The 18740-nt window shown below is 63.5% G+C and carries 11 protein-coding genes; 5 read left to right on the top strand and 6 right to left on the bottom strand.

What is annotated here, in order from left to right:
* The first annotated feature begins 202 nt into the window (after positions 1–202).
* From IB243_RS24805 to IB243_RS24785, 5 genes are all read left to right on the top strand, one after another.
* Positions 203–1651 (top strand): oxygenase MpaB family protein, encoded by a 1449-nt coding sequence (locus IB243_RS24805; RefSeq protein WP_192429808.1) that lies wholly within the window; start codon positions 203–205, stop codon positions 1649–1651.
* Positions 1641–3416 (top strand): diguanylate cyclase, encoded by a 1776-nt coding sequence (locus IB243_RS24800; protein WP_192429807.1) that lies wholly within the window; start codon positions 1641–1643, stop codon positions 3414–3416. Before IB243_RS24805 ends, IB243_RS24800 begins: the two co-directional genes overlap by 11 nt.
* A gap of 625 nt (positions 3417–4041) precedes the next feature.
* A complete protein-coding gene (locus tag IB243_RS24795) occupies positions 4042–4239 on the top strand; it encodes a hypothetical protein (RefSeq protein ID WP_192429806.1) in 198 nt (65 codons plus the stop codon).
* 182 nt (positions 4240–4421) lie between these two features.
* Positions 4422–6062, top strand: a complete 1641-nt coding sequence (locus tag IB243_RS24790) for a diguanylate cyclase (RefSeq protein ID WP_225585318.1) — start codon at positions 4422–4424, stop codon at positions 6060–6062.
* A 110-nt stretch (positions 6063–6172) separates the two neighbouring features.
* Positions 6173–7657, top strand: coding sequence for an FAD-binding oxidoreductase (locus IB243_RS24785; protein ID WP_192429804.1), 1485 nt, complete (start codon positions 6173–6175; stop codon positions 7655–7657).
* A gap of 47 nt (positions 7658–7704) precedes the next feature.
* Here the strand turns inward: IB243_RS24785 and IB243_RS24780 are convergent, their stop codons facing one another.
* From IB243_RS24780 to IB243_RS24755, 6 genes are all read right to left on the bottom strand, one after another.
* Positions 7705–9036: a diguanylate cyclase domain-containing protein gene (locus tag IB243_RS24780; protein ID WP_192429803.1), complete on the bottom strand. Its 1332-nt coding sequence runs from the start codon at positions 9034–9036 to the stop codon at positions 7705–7707.
* Between the two features lie 180 nt (positions 9037–9216).
* Positions 9217–9972 carry a MipA/OmpV family protein gene (locus IB243_RS24775; RefSeq protein ID WP_370540387.1) on the bottom strand — a complete coding sequence of 252 codons (756 nt, stop codon included), beginning with the start codon at positions 9970–9972 and terminating at the stop codon, positions 9217–9219.
* Positions 9973–10072: 100 nt separating this feature from the next.
* Positions 10073–10897 (bottom strand): undecaprenyl-diphosphate phosphatase, encoded by an 825-nt coding sequence (locus tag IB243_RS24770; protein WP_057272860.1) that lies wholly within the window; start codon positions 10895–10897, stop codon positions 10073–10075.
* Positions 10898–11004: 107 nt separating this feature from the next.
* Positions 11005–12441: an efflux transporter outer membrane subunit gene (locus tag IB243_RS24765; RefSeq protein ID WP_100199395.1), complete on the bottom strand. Its 1437-nt coding sequence runs from the start codon at positions 12439–12441 to the stop codon at positions 11005–11007.
* Between the two features lie 9 nt (positions 12442–12450).
* Positions 12451–15633 (bottom strand): efflux RND transporter permease subunit, encoded by a 3183-nt coding sequence (locus IB243_RS24760; protein WP_192429802.1) that lies wholly within the window; start codon positions 15631–15633, stop codon positions 12451–12453.
* Positions 15630–18734, bottom strand: coding sequence for an efflux RND transporter permease subunit (locus IB243_RS24755; RefSeq protein WP_192429801.1), 3105 nt, complete (start codon positions 18732–18734; stop codon positions 15630–15632). Before IB243_RS24755 ends, IB243_RS24760 begins: the two co-directional genes overlap by 4 nt.
* Positions 18735–18740 lie beyond the last annotated feature (6 nt).

Raw genomic sequence — 18740 nt, 5'->3', positions numbered from 1 at the left:
TGTTTCTCAGGGCAAATAGGCAGGAGCAATCTCGCCACAATCCCCTACACTGAGTGTTTGTAACAGCATGTAGGTGCCTTATGCCCCCCAATTCACTGACCTTCCGGCTGCCAGTGCTAATTTCTGGGATAGCGTCGGCTTGCCTGATCTACAGCTCGATTGGCCTTGGTAAAACCGTCACTCTCGCTATTCGGTCCCGATCATGACTTTGCCCGCAGCTTCGTCGGTTCTACCGGCAACACCCGCCTACGATCCAGCAGCGATGCGTTATCAAGCTGATCCGCTGGCAGATGCAACCATCGCGGCAATCGTGGGCAGTTGGGAGTTGCCTGCCGGTGAAGCCAGTCTACAAACGCTGCTCGCGCTGAACGCCGACCGCATGCGCCATCTGCAGACCACGACGATGCTGTTGAATACCTGGACCAGCAACGCAGCGCTTGTGGATTGGACACCACCGGACGGCACGTCGCCGCACATCGTTGAGGCACTTCGCGGCTACCTTGACGCTGGGCGCGGATTGCCAGAGTGGAGCGATGCGGCAAAAATCACGCGTGGCGAAAACGTCTTTACTGAGCACGGCCCACTGTCGGTCATGTCGCTGTTTTGCGCGAGCTTGCCGGACTGCTACATTCAGCCGAAAGCCGCCGCCGTGTTGCAGATTTCCGGGCAGCTCACGACCAATGCCGACTACCGCATCCGCTCAACGGCGGCGATGGTGTTCCCGGTCATGCTGCGCGGTGGGCTAACGACACCTGAAGGACTGGGCGTTGCGCAAACACTCAAAGTGCGCCTCATCCACGCCACCATCCGCAACCTGATGCTGCATGGCGCGCCGCAAGAAATGGTCAATGCGGTGGTGCAGCCCATCGCCACCCCGGCCGCTGAGGCAAGCCAGCAATCCATGCATGGCGCATTTCTGGCGAACGGCTGGAACGTCTCGCGTGACGGACTGCCGAACAATCAGGAGCAGCTTGTGTTCACGCTCCTGACGTTTCACTTTGTCTTCCTGCGGGCCATGCGCACACTCGGCATCGGGCTGTGTGCGGAGGATGAGGAAGCCTATCTGCATTGCTGGAATGTAGTCGGCTACCTCCTGGGGATCGAGCCGAAGTGGATGCCATCTACTTACGCCGATGCCGAACGCTTGTTTCTCGACATCCAGACGCAATGCCTCGCTGACAACGTGTATCCGGGGGGCACCGACGCGCGCCCGGCGCTGGGCGGTGCGCTCATGGAGTACATGAGCGATTCGATCCCGTTCAAACTGCTCAAACCCTTTCCCGCGTTGTTTACGCGCTACCTGTGCGGCGGCGTTGTCGCCGACGCGCTGGGCATCTCCAACAGGCTGCCGCTGGTTTCGCGCATCCTGTTCGCTGTGTTGATGTCCGTCAGTCGATTGATCGATTCGGTTGTTCGCCTTGTCGTTCCGCAGTTTTCGTTAAGTCGCATGTTCTCGCGGGTCGTCGGGTATCACCTGTTGACCAGTTTCCTGATGGATCAAACCCGTCCGCTGAAACTTCCAACGCAGCTGCTCACCCAGATGCATGCAACCGTCGGCACTTGGGACGACGACGCAAAGGCACCACGCTGGCTCAACCGCTTGGAAGATCGATTGACTGTACGCGGTCGGTGGGGCCGTCATGGCAGTTAACCGCATGTGGCTCGGGCGATGGCTGGCGTGGGTGCTCATAGCCGTGACGCAATGGGCCACTTCAACCTGGGCGGCCGAGGCGACCACCCCGGCCTCGCGACTTTTGCTCCAGCCCACAACACCGGTCAGCGAGGCCTGGCCGTTTGTGACGGTGCTGTCGGAAAAGCAAACGCCCCTGACTTTGGCCGGTGCTCAGGCGGCAATCTCTGAATTCGAGCGTCCGCAAACAAGCTACGCCACGCTCGGTGTGCAGGCGCAGCCAACCTGGCTGCACGTTCCGTTCCGCGTGGAAGCAGTCAGCGGAGTGGCCTCCCAGCAATGGGTGATGAACATTGACTACCCCCCGCTCAACCGCATTGATGCCTACATCACCCAAGATGGGCACACCCTGCAGAAGGCTGAACTCGGCAGCCTGCGTACGTTTGCTTCCCGGCCCCTGTTCAGCCGTTCGCACGCGATGCCGCTGGATCTCGCCGCTGGCGACTACGACCTGATGCTGCGCGTCGAATCGCGCGGTGCGAGCATTCTGCCCATCGAATTCATGCAACCCAGCGCATTCCATCGCGCCAGCGTTGCCGAGCAGATGTTGCGTGGCATTCAAGTCGGGTTCTTCCTCTGCATGCTGATGTACAGCTTCGCGCAATGGGTGGGAACGCGGGAGCCACTATTCCTCAAATACGCGCTTCTGGTCACCGGATCGTTCCTGTTTGCCTTGCTCCTCTCTGGCGTCGGTGCGCAATGGGTCTGGCGCGACGTATTCTGGTTCGAAAGCCATATGGCAGGCATCGGCTCGCTGGTGGCAGTGGCGGGCACCTTCCTGTTTCTTGGGGACGTACTGCGCAAGCCACATATCGGCGCTGCCGGTGAACCTGCAGACCGTTTCCCGCGCCTCATGAACAGTGGAGCCGCGCTGTGCGGCGTGCTGCTTGTCATTTATTGCCTTGACGCATTCAATACACGACTGCTAACCGCCATGATCGTGCTGCTCGGACCGCTGCCGCTGCTGCTGAGCCTGCCGCGCTTCATGTCCAAAGTCACCAAGGGCGACGCGATTGGGCTCTACCTGTTGCTTGCATTCGCCTTCTATATCACCACCGTGGTGGTCACGACCACAACCATCCGCGGCAAGCTTCCCGCAAATGTGTGGACACTGCACTCGCTGACGTTCGGCGAGATGTGCCACATACTCGCCTTCACGTTGGTGCTGATCGTGCGTGCGACCGAACTGCGCAAAGCCAGCGAAAACGCACGGACCGAGCACGAGGTGATGCGTTCCATGGCGTACGCGGACGCTCTGACCGGACTGCCCAATCGCCGCAGTCTGACTGATGCCATGTCGCTGGCACTGGTGAGTGCCTCACCGCACCACATACTGGCTGTGTATCTGATTGATCTTGACGAATTCAAGGAGGTCAACGATACCCGCGGACATGAGGTTGGCGACCAGTTGCTGATTGAGGTGGCAAACCGCCTGCGCGCTGGTACGCGCAGCGGTGACGTCGTGGCGCGCCTGGGAGGCGACGAATTTGTAATGATTGCCGGCGGCCTGCGCGATCCGGCACAGGCAAGGCAAATAGGAGAATATTTGCTCTCACTATTCGAGACCCCGGTCCGCGTCGCAGGCGAGGAAATGCGAATCGGGCTCACCATAGGCTATGCCATCGCGCCAGAGGCTAGTCACGAAACAGCCACACTGTTACGAATGGCCGATGGTGCGTTGTATCAAGGCAAGCAGAGAGGCAAGGGACGATTGCAGCAAGCATGAGCGCGTCACGCCCGTGGCGGCCATGTGTCCTTAAAACGTTTCACGCAGTACAAATCAACGATATACAGCTGTGTTAAAGGTCACGCAGAGCTGCTGCCCTCCGGGAAATACGCGGGTGAATTGGTGCTCACCCCATTGCGCTAATCGACCCGCATTGCCCCGCTCGTGCCGCCCCGCGCCCCCACCGACATCGCCACTGCGGTGTGCTGCTCCGAACTCGCCCATCGCGAGGGACGGAATGACAGCGATGGCGCAGATGCCGGAGCCCACATACAGATCCAGGGCAGCGGATGCGAATACCGGAGCTAACCTGGGAATGATCGGCACAGCGAAGAGCCTGAAAGCCGTGGCCGTCCATGTACTGGGTCACAACAAAGACACAATGCCGGCGTCAGGACGTCAGAAGCATCTGGAAATGCTTGCGTTCAAGGACGTTCTGAACAGCAACTCGGCGTTTCGGACAGGACCAGCAGGCGCCGGTTGCGCGAGTCGATGGCAGGATCGTCGACTTCTTCAGTTTCTTTGCGAATGGCGAGGCGATGCAGCAATGTCACGGCGGCCTGGACTACGACGATTCACACGACGTGAAAGCCTATGCCAAGCTGATCAATGCCGCCATCGCGGCATGGAATCCATCCATGGTTTCAAGCGACTGACGATGGTGCACTCCACAACGAGACAAGCGCCGCGCCGGCTCGCATCTGATGCCGGTGATGATCCGCAGCAGCTGATCCGCCTCGCAGACGCGGCCATGTACGCTGGTAAACAGAGCGGCAAGCATTCCATTCTTCGCAACCAGGGCGACCTGGCACTGTCGTCATGATGCAGGCGCACACCCTACGCCCCTGGCGGGTTCTGCTCCTGTTGCAGCGCCGGGCTCCGGGCTTGTTCCGTGGCCTGGGCTGGTGCCTGCCATGGCTGCTGTTAGCCATGGCGTTGACGCTTGCAGGCCCAACACGTGCAACAGCGGCAACCCCACTGGAACTGCTCGACGACAGGCCTTCCATGGAGGCATGGCCCGCTGTGTCGGTGCTGGCCGATCCCTCGGGCACCCTGCTGGTGGAGGACATCCTGGCGTCGCTCTCGCGCTTCGAACCACCGCCGGGCACCAGCGGCACGCTGGGCGTGCGCACCGAGCCCGTGTGGTTGCACATCCCCGTGATGGTGTCGCCCAGCTCCAGCGGAGTCTGGGTGCTGGACATCGACTACCCGGTACTCCAGCGCATTGAGGTATACCTCACCATCGACGGCCATGTGACCCTGCAGGCCACACTGGGCAGCCTGCAGCCCTACACCCAGCGCCCCCTGCGCAGCCGCTCTCACGCACTGGCGCTGAACATGCTGCCGGGGCACGCCTACGACGTGCTGCTGCGCGTTGAAACCCGGGGCGCCATGGTGCTTCCCATCACCCTGAGCAAACCCACCGAATGGCACAGCAAGGCCCTTAACGAGCAAATGCTGCAAGGCATCCTGACCGGCCTGGCGCTGTGCCTGATCATCTACAGCCTGGCGCAATGGCTCAATCTGCGGGACGTGCTGTTCATCCAGTATGCGCTGCTCATCACCGGCAGCCTTCTGTTTTCACTGCACCTGTTCGGCCTGGGCGCGCAGTATCTGTGGCGCGACATGCCCTGGATGGAGGTGCATGCCGCCAGCCTTGCAGCACTGGCCGCCACCTGCGGCTCCTTCCTCTTCATCAGCCAGGCCTTGGCGGGCGAGCGCCCAGAGAGCTGGCTGCGGCGCTGCATGCGCGGTGGCGCCGTGGTGTGCGTGGCACTCGCCGTTCTGTATGCGCTGGACGTTCTGAGCACCCGTGCGGTCACCGGGATCGTCAGCATTCTGGGGCTGGTGCCGGCGCTTATGGGCATCCCAGGCTCTGTGCGCCGCGCCCGCAGGGGAGACCCCGTCGGCACGACCCTGCTGCTGGCCTGGCTGCTGTATTTCCTGGCCACCGCCACCGTCATCGGCGTGATCAGGGGGTGGGTGCCAGTCAATTTCTGGACCTTGCATTCCTTCCAGTTTGGGGCAACCCTCGACATGCTGCTCTTCATGCGTGTGCTGGGTCTGCGCACCAAGGCCCTGCGCACGGCAGCCGTGGACGCCAACCGCGAACGCGACGCCATGCGATCCCTGGCACACACCGACCCCTTGACCGGCCTGCCCAACCGGCGCGGCCTGAACATCGCACTGGCCTCGGCCCTGCCTCGGTGCGGGCCTGACAAGCTCCTGGCCGTGTATGTGATGGACCTCGATGGTTTCAAACCCGTGAACGACCAGCATGGCCATGACGTGGGCGATGAGCTGCTGGTCGCGGTGACCCGACGCCTGCAGGGCCATGTCCGCCAGAGCGACGTGGTGGCGCGCCTGGGAGGCGATGAATTCGTGGTGATGACGGGCCACCTGGGCAGTGCACAGCAAGCCCAGGAACTGGGCCACAAACTGCTGGACGCCTTTCGCACGCCCTTCACGCTGGGGGATGTACAGGTGGAAGTGGGCTTGACCATCGGCTACGCGATCGCCCCGGACGACAGCAACGACGCCCAGGGCCTGCTGAAGCTGGCGGATGCAGCGATGTACAGCGGCAAGCAAGGCGGCAAATTCTGCCTTCGGCGCAATACGGGCGACCTGGCGCTGTCTTCGGCTTGAGCACACAACGGATGCTCAGTGTCTGAGCAACAAGGGCCATTCCGAACTGGTCAAACGGCTTGGCTTCCGTTAAACACGGGACTTCGCGTTCTCACCAAGGATTGTTCACCATGGCCCATCGCAAAAGCCCCGCCCGCATTGCCAAAGACACCCGCATTGCGCATTTCCAGTCGCTGGCAGCCAGCCAGGCCACAAAGAATGCGCCCGGTGCAACCCTGACCTGGGATGCCGTGGCGGCACTGGAGGCCAAGCTGGTGGGCCGCATCGTGTTGCCGTCCAGCCCCAACTACAACGCTGCGCGGCAAGAATCCAACCCCGCGTTTCAGGCCTATCCCGAAATCATCGTGTACTGCGCGTGCGAGCACGACGTGCTCGAATGCCTTGCCGTGGCCCGCACCTACCAGGTATGGGTGGCCGTGCGCTGCGGTGGGCACAGCACGGCGGGCTACTCTGTCAACAGTGGCATGGTGGTGGACCTGAGCGATATGAGTGGTGTGGTACTGGACCCAGCCCGCGCCTGCGTGCACGTGCTGCCAGGCACCGACTTCGACCATTTCAACGGTGCCATGAACCATACCGGTTGGCATGTGCCCACGGGAGCGTGTGGCAGCGTGTGCGTCGGGGGCTTCGTGCAGGGTGGCGGCTACGGCTACACGTCGCGGGCCTTCGGCATCCAGAGCGATGTGGTGGAATCGTTCCGGGTGGCGCTTGCCAATGGCACCATCGTCACCGCCAGTACCCAAGAGAACCCGGGCCTCTACTGGGCCATGCGGGGGGGCACGGGGGGCAATTTCGGCGTCCTGCTGCAAGTCACCTACCGCATGCACCGGCTTGACCAGGTGTGGGCCTGGGCCATCAGCTGGGATGCCGCGCATGCGGCTGAGGTTCTCACGACGATGCAAGCCCATTACATGAAAACCGGCGCACCCGATGCCCTGGGCTACATGATGAATCTGGGCTACCAGAACAGCACACCGGTGTATATGGTGCAAGGCATGTTCTGCGGCACACGCGATGAGGGCATGAAGGCCATTGCGCGGCTGATGGCGATACCAAGCGCACAGCTGCTGGTGGACAAGACGGGCACCTACCCCGACATGAACATCTGGCTGGAAGACCACCCCTACACCTTGCCAGACAACCTGCCGGACGGCGTGGCGGAAACCAAGGCCTGCGGCTACATCAGCACACCGCTGTCAACGTCGGACTGGCAACGCATCATCGATTACTTCAAGACCTCGCCAAACCCATGGTCGCTGGCTTATCTGGAACCCTATGGTGGTGCCATCAACCGCTATCCCGTGGCAGACAGCGCGTTCATCCACCGTCATGTGGATGCGGATCTGGTGGTGGACGTGTTCTGGACCAATGCCACCGAGCGAGCCCAGATGGAGGCCTGGCTCGATGGATTCATGAACCTGGTCAAGCCCTTCCTGAACGGGCACGTGTACCAGAACTACCCCGACGCAGGACTGCAGGACTTTGCCCAGGCCTACTGGGGGCCCGCGTACCCGCAGCTGCAACAGATCAAGGCCCAGTACGACCCCGAGAATTTTTTCCACTTTCAGCAGAGCATCCGGCTGCCCAGGAAGTAGAAACAGGGCGGCGGGAACCGGGCGACAGGGGCCAAGAGCCCTTGAGCTCAAGAACCAGTAATTTCAGCGTAGTGGAGCCGGCCCTTGCCCGCGCGCTTAGCGCAATACATCGCCTGGTCGGCGCGGTTCATCAGGGCATCAATGTCACCCTCCAGCGGGGGATGTACCGCGACACCGATGCTCGCGCCGACAAACAAATCACGCCCCTCCACGGCCATGGGCTGGTGCAGGGCTTCGATGATGCGGTGGCCGATGGTGTCCGTCACATCGCGGGTGACATCCCGGTCCAGCATGACCAGGAATTCGTCGCCCCCCAGCCGCGCCATGGTGTCACCCGTACGCACGGTGCTGGCAATGCGTTGGGCAACAATGCGCAGCACTTCGTCCCCTGCGCGGTGGCCTTCGGTGTCATTCACGCCCTTGAACCCATCCAGGTCGATGAACAGCAATGCAACAGATCCGGCATTGCGCCGAGCCTGGGTCAAAGACTGTTCCAGGCGGTTCTGAAAAGCCGCGCGATTGAACAGTCCCGTCAGCGAATCGTGGTTGGCCAGGTAATGCTGATGGCGGGCAATCTGGATCTTGGCCGAGACGTCCTGGACCAGCGCCATGATCGATGTGACCTGCCCCTGCGCATCGGTCAGCGCGGAGTTGAACCACTCGCAATGCACCTCGCTCCCGTCGTCCCGCACAAAGCAGGTATCCGCACGGTTCTGGGACTCCTGCCCGGACTGCAAGCGCTGCAAAGCACTTTGAAGCCCTTCGTCCTGGGATGATAGGTTCACAAGTTCGGTCAGCAACCGCCCCTCCAGCCCCGCGACATGCAGCCAGCCCATGAGCTGCACAGCGCGCTGCGAACAGTGCAGGAGCCTGAGGTTGTGGTCCATCTCCAGCACCGCAAGCGGGCTGTTTTCCATGTGGGAGGACAGCCGCTGGTTGGCGGCGCGCAGCGCATTCATGGTGACCTGCAACTCGTGGACGTCGAGCGCCGTGGTCAGGAAACCATCCACAAACCCATGCCGGTTGTGCCAAGGGGTCAGGCAGATGGTGCGCCATTCATCAATGCCATAGGGGGTGCGCAAAAGGCGCTGGTACTGCACCCGCTCGCCCTGCAGAACACGCTCGACAAAGGGCATGAAACGGGCGCAATCGCTCTCGCCATACACATCGACAAGAGATTTCCCAATCAGCTGCTGGGGCACCGTGCCGAACCATCGGGCATATTCATCGTTGACATAGATCATGGTCAGACTGCGATCGACCACGGCCATGGTTGCACCGGCGCTGCGTGTGATCAGATCCAGCAAATCCGCCTTGGACCAGGAAGCCTTGGCGGCGGCGTTGGGGGGCTGCGACAACTCAGGCTCGTCTTGCATCATGCGGCGAAAGCCCCCGGCGGGGAAATGATCATCAACAGAGGAGGCAATCCAACGCCGCCCCCCTTGGCGGTGGCCGCTTCGCATTGCCTTGCTACAGGTAACAGGGTGTCAACGGCAGCTTATCACTTTCGGCCAGAACCGTTGCCCGCGCAAGCCGCAGGCGCCCACCGTAGAACGGCTCTAGCGGCAGCAGCGGTACGCCAGACCCACGGACACGGAATACCCAGTGGGCTCCACCGTGAGCGGGCTGCGGCGTGCATCACCCTTCAGTTGCGATAGACGCGCCGCCCCGAGCACCACCCAGTGGCGATTGATGGCAGACATAACCTCCACGCCGGCGTCCACGCTGTAAAGGCCCGCGCCCGGGTCAAATGCCGGCAAAGCACCTGCACCGCCTGCAGGCACACCAAAATGGCCCCGGAGGTAGGTGTGATCCGCGAAGCTGGCACCGATCCCGAAGACCACCTTGGTTTGCTCGGTTACCGGCCATGTATAGCCTACGCTGGTGGACAGCTGCGCGCCGCCGTCGCGCCCCAGAATGTCTTGCGAGAGGCCCGCTCCCACCGACCAGCGTGGTGTCAGTGCATAGCCTGCACTCACCCTCGCGCGCAGTGTGGAGCGGACAGATGGCAGTCCCACCAGGATCGGGGCATCCGAGCCATCCCGGCCTTTGTCGATGCGCAGCGATGCGCTCAGGTGGAATTGATCTCCCTGCGCCAATGTCGCACTGGCACCCGATTCGCGCGGGCCCAGCCCATGCCCCATGAAGGCACTGCCACGCGATGTACTCAGCCTGAAGCGTCCGTATTCAACAGCCCATGCAGGCCGCAGGCTGTTCTTGCGCCCGTCACCGCCCGCATAGTCCGGGCTGGAGCCAACAATGGCGCCCAGCGCATAGTTGAACAGGGGCTTGGGCGGCGCTTCGGGAACAGGCACATCCTGAGCATGCGCCAAGGGCCCAGCACAAAGGCCCGCAAATATCGCGGCGCATGAAACGAGAGAAACCAGCGGTGCAGGACGGCTCATCCGTGAATTATCAATCCGCCCAATGCACCCATCCAGTCCATGCGGTCACCAAAACAACGATACCAAACACGATGCGGTAGTACGCAAACGGTACAAAGCTGTGGGTACTGATGTAGCGCAACAACCAGCGCACACACAGCCAGGCACTCAGAAAGGAAAAGACCAGCCCGGTGACGAACATGGGCAGATCGGCCGCTGACAGCAGCGCGCGCTCCTTGTATAGGCTGTACACCCCGGCGCCAATGAGCGTGGGAATGGCCAGAAAGAACGAAAAGTCGGTGGCAGCCTTGCGCGACAAACCCAACAGCATGCCTCCGATGATGGTGGAGCCGCTGCGGCTCGTGCCCGGCACCATGGCAAGACACTGCACCAGGCCCACCTTGAGGGCGTCCAGCGGCGTCATGTCATCCACCGACTGGATGCGGGTGGCGGCAGGCGATCGGCGCTCTGCCCACAAAATGATGAAGCCACCAATGATGAAAGTGCTGGCCACCACCACAGGGGTGAACAGATGGGCCTTGATGGCCTTGCCAAACAGCAGGCCCAGCACCACGGCAGGCAAAAAACCGATGACCACATTGAGCACAAGCCGCTGCGCCTGCCGCTGCGTGGGCAAGGCCACCAGCGTGGCGTGGATCTTCTGCCAGTACACCAGGATCACCGCAAAGATCGCACCGGTCTGGATGGCGATGTCAAACACCTTGGCCTTGGCATCATCAAACCCCAGCAGGGAGCCCGCCAGGATCAGGTGCCCCGTGGAGGAAATGGGCAGGAACTCGGTCAGGCCTTCGACCACGCCCATGATGGCGGCCTTGACCAGCAATACAACGTCCACGCACACTCCTTGAGATAAATTTGAATCAAATAAGGCTCTACCGCTTATCCATCAAGCGCTAGTAGCTATCAAAACAGGAGTATATGCCTAACATCCTGGCGCGGCCTTCAGGCAGGGGGTTGCCACGGTGACTGCCACCCGCCACCCAGCGCCTGTACCAGCGTCACCACCGCCAGCTGGCGGTTGACCTGCAGCTGCAGCAGCGCGCGTTGGGCGGACAGTGCAGACACTTGCGCTGTCACGACCTCGGTGTAGCTCACCTGCCCTTCACGGTAGCGGTTGAGCAATTGCTGCGCCGTACGTTCGGCGGCCGATACGGCCTCGCGCCGCAAAGGCTCCTGTTCTCGCAGGGTGCGCAGCACGGTGAGCTGGTCTTCCACGCTCTGGAAGGCCGTCAGTACCGTCTGCCGATAGACGGCCACACGGGCCTCGCGTGCAGCCTGCGCCTCCTCCACGCGGGCAGCCGTGGCACCGGCATCAAACAAGGTCTGTGCAATGGAAAGCCCCAGCGACCACACGGTGCCCGACGCTTTGAAAAGATCCGCCACGCTGCTGCCACCGCTGCCGAGTGTGGCGCCCAGGCTCAGGCTGGGAAAATACGCCGCGCGCTGGATGCCGATCTGCGCATTGGCGGCGGCCACAGCCCGCTCCGCCGACGCGATGTCGGGGCGGCGCTGCAGCAAGGTCGACGGGACGCCTGACGGTACCTCGGGCACTTCGGCCACCCACGGTGCGCGGGGCAGTGCAAAGTCAGCGGGAGCCCGCCCCGTCAGCACCGCCAGGGCATGCTCGAACCTCGACCGGTTCTGGCGCACGGTAGCCAGGTCGGCCCGGGCGTTGGCCAGCTGGGTCTGCGCCTGCAGCACATCGGTCTGCGCCACCACCCCGGCTGCGTAGCGGTTTTTTGCGATCTGCAGGCTGCGCTCGTAGCCCTCCACCGTGGCCTCCAGCAGCCCGATTTCAGCATCGGCCTCGCGCAGCTGGAAATAGGCCGATGCCAGGCTGCCCACGGCGGACAGGCGGGCCGACGCAAGGTCGGCCTCGCTGGCCTGTGCACTCGCCTGGGCATTGTTGACGCCGCTTTCGAGCCGCCCCCACAGGTCCGGGGCCCAGTCCACCCCCAACGAGGCTTGCGTGGTGGTGCCGGATCGTGTGGCCCCCTCGCCGCCCGAGCGCGTGGCTCCGCCCGACAGGCTGACGGAAGGCAGCAGCCCGGCGCGCTGCTGCCGCACCACGGCCTGCGCCTGGGCATAGGCGGCCACTGCCGCAGCGATGTTCTGGTTGGAAAGCTGCACCTGCTCTGCCAGTCGGTTCAGCTCGGCGTCGCCGAACAGCGCCCACCAGGGTCCACGGTCCAGCGCATCGGCTGGCACGGCAGGCGCCCAGGTGGCGCCCGCCTCCTTGAACGCCGCAGGCACCGGCATTTCGGGGCGCTGATAGGGCGGTGTGACAGAGCAGGCCGAAAGCAGCGTCAGCGCAAGCCCCAGGCTGGCCAGCCGGGCGGCATGTGCGCCCGAGGTAAGTGGGATGAAGGGAAAATTCATGGTGCGCAATCAGACAGCGGCACCGGGGGCTCCGGCACGGCTCAGTTGTTGTTCATTGGGTGCGGGCTTGCGCAGTTTGTCGAGCAGCACATAGACCACCGGTGTTGTCAGCAAGGTGAGCAACTGGCTGGCAATCAGGCCACCGATGATCGCCACCCCCAGGGGCTGGCGCAGTTCAGAGCCCTGGCCAAAACCGATGGCCAGCGGCAAGGCGCCCAGCGCCGCCGCCATGGTGGTCATGAGGATGGGCCGAAACCGCAACAGGCAGGCCTCGCGCACAGCCTCCAGGGCCGTGAGCCCGCGCGCGCGCTCGGCGTCCAGTGCGAAGTCGATGATCATGATGGCGTTCTTCTTCACGATACCGATCAACAGAAACACCCCGATGAGCGCAATGATGGTGAACTGCATGTTGAACAGCAGCAGCGCCAGCACCGCCCCCACGCCCGCGGACGGAAGCGTGGTGAGCACCGTGATCGGGTGGATGAGGCTTTCATACAGAACGCCCAGCACGATGTAGATCACCACGATGGCCGTGATGATCAGGAACGCCTGCTGCCCCTGCGACTGCTGGGCGCTGAGCGCCGTGCCCTGAAAACTGCCGCGCACGTTGGTGGGCATGGCAATGTCCGCCTCGGCCTGCCTAATCACCTGGCGCGCCTGCGCAAGCGAGGTCCCCGGGTCGATGTTGAACGAGATGGTGGTGGCCAGTTCGCCATCCTGATGGCTGATGGAGGTGGGAGACGCCCGCTCCACCACGCGCGCCACTGCGCTGAGCGGCACCATGGTGGACGGCGTGGTGCTGATGACGTTGCCCGTGGACGCGCCACGCTGGCCGGGGTTGGCCGCCGTACCCGTGGCGCCGCTGGGGTTCGCCGCCACGTAAATGTCCTTGAGGGCGGGCGGCCCCCGCGTATATTCAGGCCCCCATTCCATGATGACGGCGTACTGGTTGAGTTCACCATAGATCGTGGCCACCGAGCGCTGGCCAAACGCGTTGTACAGCGCGTTGTCGATGGCCGATGCGCTCACGCCCAAGCGCGACGCACTCGCGCGGTCCACCTCCACATAGGTCTCCACGCCGTTCTCGGCCTGGTCGGTGTCCACGTCCTTGAGCAAGGGCTCGTCCTTGATCCGATCGGCCAGCTTGCCCGCCCACTGCTTGAGGTCCGCCATGTTGTCGCTCTTGAGCGTGTACTGGTAAGTGGAGTTGCTGGACCGGCCGCCCATGCGAAGGTCCTGCACGGGATTCAGGAACACCCTGAGGCCGGTGATCTGGTTGAGCTGTGGCCGCAGACGGGCGATGACGGCAGGCGTACTGTCGGTACGCTGCTTGAGCGGCTTCAAGTTGACGAACATGAAGCCACCACCCGCCCGGCTGCCGCCCGAGAAGCCCACCACCGTATCCACAGCCGGGTCCTTGCGGATGATCTCCACCGCCTCGCGCAACTTGCGCGCCAGGGCATCGGACGAGATGCTCTGGTCGGCCCGCAGGCCGGCATTGAGCTGCCCATTGTCCTGCTCGGGAAAGTACCCTTTGGGGATCTTGGCGAACAGGTACACGTTGAGCCCGATCACCGCCAGCAGGATGAGCACCACAAGACCCTTGCTGGCCAGGGCCCAGTCCAGGCTGTGTTCGTACCCACGCAGCACGCCCTGGTAGCCCCGCTCTGCCCAGCGTGCCAGGCGCGATGGGGGCTTGTCGCTGGCCGGGTCGTACGCCCGCAGCAGCCACGCGCACATCATGGGCGTGGTCGTGAGCGAGATCACCAGCGAGATCATCACCGCCGCCGACAGCGTGACCGCGAACTCGCGGAACAGCCGGCCCACCTGCCCGTCCATGAACAGCAGCGGGATGAACACCGCTACCAGCGACAGGCTGATAGACAACACGGTGAAGCCCACCTCACGCGCACCTTGCAGCGCTGCCTCCATGCGGTCCATCCCGGCCTCGATGTGCCGCATGGTGTTCTCCAGCACCACGATGGCGTCATCCACCACAAAACCTGTGGCGACGGTCAGTGCCATCAGGCTCAGGTTGTTCAGGCTGAACCCCAGGAAGTACATCACCCCGAAGGTGCCCAGCAACGACACCACTGTGGCCACAGCCGGGATCACCGTGGCGCGCGCCTTGCGCAAGAAGAGGCCCACCACCAGCACCACGAGGGCAATGGACACCATGAGTGTCAGCTCGATCTCATGCAGGGACGAACGGATGGAGTTGGTGCTGTCGGACGCCACGGCCACCTGGATGTCCTGCGGCAGCTGGGCCTGCAAATCGGGCAACAGGGCACGCACGGCATCCACGGTCTCGATGATGTTGGCCCCCGGCTGGCGCGTGACCAGCACGATGATGGCGGGGTCGCCATTGAACAGACCCACCGTGCGGCGGTTTTCCACACCGTCCACCACGCGCGCCACATCCCCCAGCCGCACGGCGGCGTTGTTGCGCCAGGCAATCACGAGCGACTCGTACTCTGCCGCTTTGCGCGCTGGGGATGGCGTGTAGATCTGCAACCGGCGGCCATCCCCTTCGATGGCGCCCTTGGGCCGGTTGGCGTTGGAGGCCTGGATGGCCGCACGCACATCTTCGGTGCTGATGCCATAGCGATTGAGCGCGAAGGGCAGCAACTCAACGCGCACGGCGGGCAGCGACCCGCCCCCGATCTCCACCTCGCCCACACCGTCCACCTGCGAAAGGCGCTGGCTCACCACATTGGAGACGGCGTCATAGATCTCGCCCGGCGTGCGCGTCTTGGAGGTGAGCGCCAGGATGATGACCGGGGACGCCGCAGAGTTGCGCTTGCGGTAGGTGGGGTTGCTGCGCAGTGTGGCGGGCAGATCGGCCCGCGCCGCGTTGATGGCGGCCTGCACCTCGCGCGCTGCCGCGTCGATGTTGCGGTTCAGATCAAACTGCAGGCTCACACGGGCCGATCCGTTGGAGCTGGTCGAGGTCATTTCGTTGACCCCGGCAATCACCCCCAACCGCCGCTCCAGAGGCGTGGCCACGCTGGTGGCCATGGTTTCGGGACTCGCCCCCGCGAGGCTTGCCGAGACCGAAATGGCCGGATAGTCCACCTGCGGCAAAGGCGATACAGGCAGCACAAAAAAAGCGGCGATTCCAGCCAAGGCTAGGCCAATGGTCAGCAGCACGGTGGCTACGGGCCGCTCCACAAAGGGGCGCGACAGGTTCATGGAGCCTCTCCGGCCTGAACCGGCGCCGCCGCCGTGCCCCGGCCTGACCATCGACGACCCAACCGGTCAAACGCCAGATAGATCACCGGGGTGGTGAACAGCGTGAGCATCTGGCTCAGGATCAGCCCCCCAAAAATGGCCAGCCCCAGGGGCCGGCGCAGCTCGGCCCCTTCACCCCAGCCCAGCATCAGCGGCAGCGCCGCAAACAGCGCCGCCAGCGTGGTCATGAGGATGGGGCGAAAGCGCAGCAATGCAGCCTGGTGGATGGCTTGCTGCGGCCCCATGCCCTGGTGGCGCTCCGCGTCGATGGCGAAGTCGATCATCATGATCGCGTTTTTCTTGACGATGCCGATCAGCAGGATGATCCCGATGATGCCGATCACCCCGAGATCATTGCCCGACACCATGAGCGCCAGCAGGGCCCCCACCCCGGCGGAAGGCAGGGTTGAGAGGATCGTCACCGGGTGGATATAGCTCTCGTACAGCACCCCGAGCACGATGTACACGCAGACCATGGCCGCCAGGATGAGCCACAACTGGCTGGACAGCGATTTTTCGTAAGCCCCGGCAGCCCCCAGAAACTCCATCGACAGGCCCTGTGGCATGCCGATCTCCTTGGCGGCAGCGCGGATGGCGTCCACCGCGCTGCCCAAAGATACGCCCTCGGCCTTGTCAAACCCCAGCGTCGCCGCCGGGTACTGGGCCACGCGCGTGACCTGCAGCGGTGCCAGTTGCTCACGGATGGTGGCCACGGCCGCCAGGGGCGTGGGCGTGCCGGAGCCCGTGCGCAACTGCAAGGTGCCCAGGGCTTCAGGCGTGTTCATGCCTTCCTGCTGCGCCTCCAGAATCACCCGGTACTGGTTGGTCTCGGTAAAGATGGTGGACACGATGCGCTGGCCAAAAGCGCTGTAGAGCGTATCGTCCACCGAGCTGGCCGTGACCGACAGGCGCGATGCCGTGTTGCGGTCAATGTCCACGAAGGCCGAAAGCCCTTGCGCGCCCGCGTCGGTCGTGGCGTTGCGCACCTTGGGCTCGCTCTGCAGCCGCAGGGCGAGTTTGCGGGTCCAGCCATTGACCTGCTCAGCGTCTACTCCGCCAATCGACACGCGGTACTCGGTGGGCCCGGTTTCCGCATCGATGGTCAGATCCTGCGTGGGCTGCAGGTACAGCGTGACACCCGCCACAGACCGCACATGCTCACGCAGCCGCTGCATGATGGCTTCCTGCGCATCCCGCTGCGGCTTCAAGTTGATCAGCATGCGCCCGGCGTTGAGCATGGTGTTGTTGGCCGCATCGACACCCACAAACGAACTGAGCGACAACACATCCGGGTCCTGCAGGATGGCGCGCACGGCCGCTTGCTGCAGTTCGGTCATGCGGGCATATGAGACATCTTGCGATGCCTCGATGCGCGCCTGAAGTTGCCCGGTGTCCTGCGTGGGGAACAAGCCCTTGGGAATCACCACATACAGCAGCGCCGTGAGTGCCAGCGTCATCACAGCCACGACCATGGTTGCGCCCTGGTGGCGCAGCACCCATTGCAGCCAGCGGTCGTAGCCCCCGATCACCCGCTCGAACCCCCGGTTGATGCGCCCTGCGACGCCCTGCGGGCCTCCCACGGGCTCCGGGCGCAGCCAGCGCGCCGCCATCATGGGCACGAGCGTGAGCGACACCACGCCGGAGATCAGGATGGTGATGGCCAGCGTGACCGCAAACTCGCGAAAGAGCCGGCCCACCACATCACTCATGAAGAGCAGCGGGATGAGCACCGCGATCAGCGACACGGTCAGCGAGATGATGGTGAAACCGATCTGCGTGGCCCCCTTGAGCGCCGCCTGGAACGGCGACTCCCCCTCCTCCAGGTAGCGTGCAATGTTCTCGATCATCACGATGGCATCGTCCACCACGAAGCCTGTGGCAATCGTCAGCGCCATCAGGCTCAGGTTGTTGAGGCTGTAGCCCAGCAGGTACATCACGCCACAGGTGCCGATGAGCGAAATGGGCACGGCCAGGCTGGCAATCACCGTGGCGCGCAGGCTGTGCAGAAAGAAGAAGATCACCAACACCACCATGAGCACGGCCAGAACCAGTTCCAGCTCCACATGGTGCACCGAGGCCCGGATGCCCGTGGTGCGGTCAGACAACACCTGCACCTTGAGCGACGCGGGCAGGCCCGCCTGCAGCTCGGGCAGCAGCTTCTTGATGTTGTCCACCGTGGCGATCACGTTGGCGCCCGGCTGGCGCTGCACGTTGAGGATGATCGCCGGAGTCTCGCCCGCCCAGGCGCCCAGGCGGTTGTTCTCGGCGCTGTCCACCACCCGCGCCACCTCCAGCATGCGCACCGGCGCACCGTTGCGCCACGACACGATGAGGTTCTTGTAGTCGTCCACCGTCAACAACTGGTCGTTGGCGTTGATGGTGTAGGAGCGCTGCGGGCCATCAAAGCTGCCCTTGGCACTGTTGGCATTGGCCGACGTGATGGCCGTGCGCAGGGTGTCGAGGCCAATACCGTACGACGCAAGCGCCTTGGTGTCGGCCTGGATGCGCACCGCAGGCCTCTGCCCGCCCGCCAGCGACACCAGCCCCACGCCTGATACTTGGCTGATCTTCTGCGCCAGGCGCGTGTTCACCAGGTTCTGCACCTCGGTGAGCGGCAACGTGTCAGAGCTGATGGCCAACGTCAGCACCGGTGCATCCGCCGGATTGACCTTGGCGTACACCGGTGGCGCGGGCAGGTCCGCTGGCAGCAGCGAGTTGCTGGCATTGATGGCGGCCTGCACCTCTTGCTCGGCCACATCCAGCGCCAGCCCCAAGCCAAACTGCAGCGTGATGATGGACACCCCCGAGGCGCTGGTGGAAGCCATGCGCTCCAGCCCCGGCATCTGGCCAAACTGCCGCTCCAGCGGAGCACTCACGGTGCGGCTCATCACCTCGGGGCTGGCCCCAGGGTACAAGGTCTGAACCTGGATGGTGGGATAGTCCACCTCGGGCAGTGCCGACAGCGGCAGGAAGCGGAAACCCAGCAACCCTGCCAGCACGATGGCAATCATCAGCAGCGCGGTGGCCACGGGCCTTTCAATGAACGGACGCGATGGGCTCATGCTGGC

The sequence above is a fragment of the Acidovorax sp. ACV01 genome (genome assembly GCF_014851495.1).
Taxonomy (GTDB): domain Bacteria; phylum Pseudomonadota; class Gammaproteobacteria; order Burkholderiales; family Burkholderiaceae_C; genus Acidovorax; species Acidovorax radicis.
Note: the sequence above shows the minus strand (reverse complement) of the source record. Positions and strands in the feature narration are given on the sequence as shown.

Coding starts and splice junctions, on each gene's coding strand:
- IB243_RS24780 (WP_192429803.1), bottom strand. CDS start 9,036: ATGATGCAAGACGAGCCTGAGTTGTCGCAGCCCCCCAACGCCGCCGCC.
- IB243_RS24800 (WP_192429807.1), top strand. CDS start 1,641: ATGGCAGTTAACCGCATGTGGCTCGGGCGATGGCTGGCGTGGGTGCTC.
- IB243_RS24805 (WP_192429808.1), top strand. CDS start 203: ATGACTTTGCCCGCAGCTTCGTCGGTTCTACCGGCAACACCCGCCTAC.
- IB243_RS24755 (WP_192429801.1), bottom strand. CDS start 18,734: ATGAGCCCATCGCGTCCGTTCATTGAAAGGCCCGTGGCCACCGCGCTG.
- IB243_RS24765 (WP_100199395.1), bottom strand. CDS start 12,441: ATGAATTTTCCCTTCATCCCACTTACCTCGGGCGCACATGCCGCCCGG.
- IB243_RS24790 (WP_225585318.1), top strand. CDS start 4,422: ATGGAGGCATGGCCCGCTGTGTCGGTGCTGGCCGATCCCTCGGGCACC.
- IB243_RS24795 (WP_192429806.1), top strand. CDS start 4,042: ATGGAATCCATCCATGGTTTCAAGCGACTGACGATGGTGCACTCCACA.
- IB243_RS24760 (WP_192429802.1), bottom strand. CDS start 15,633: ATGAACCTGTCGCGCCCCTTTGTGGAGCGGCCCGTAGCCACCGTGCTG.
- IB243_RS24785 (WP_192429804.1), top strand. CDS start 6,173: ATGGCCCATCGCAAAAGCCCCGCCCGCATTGCCAAAGACACCCGCATT.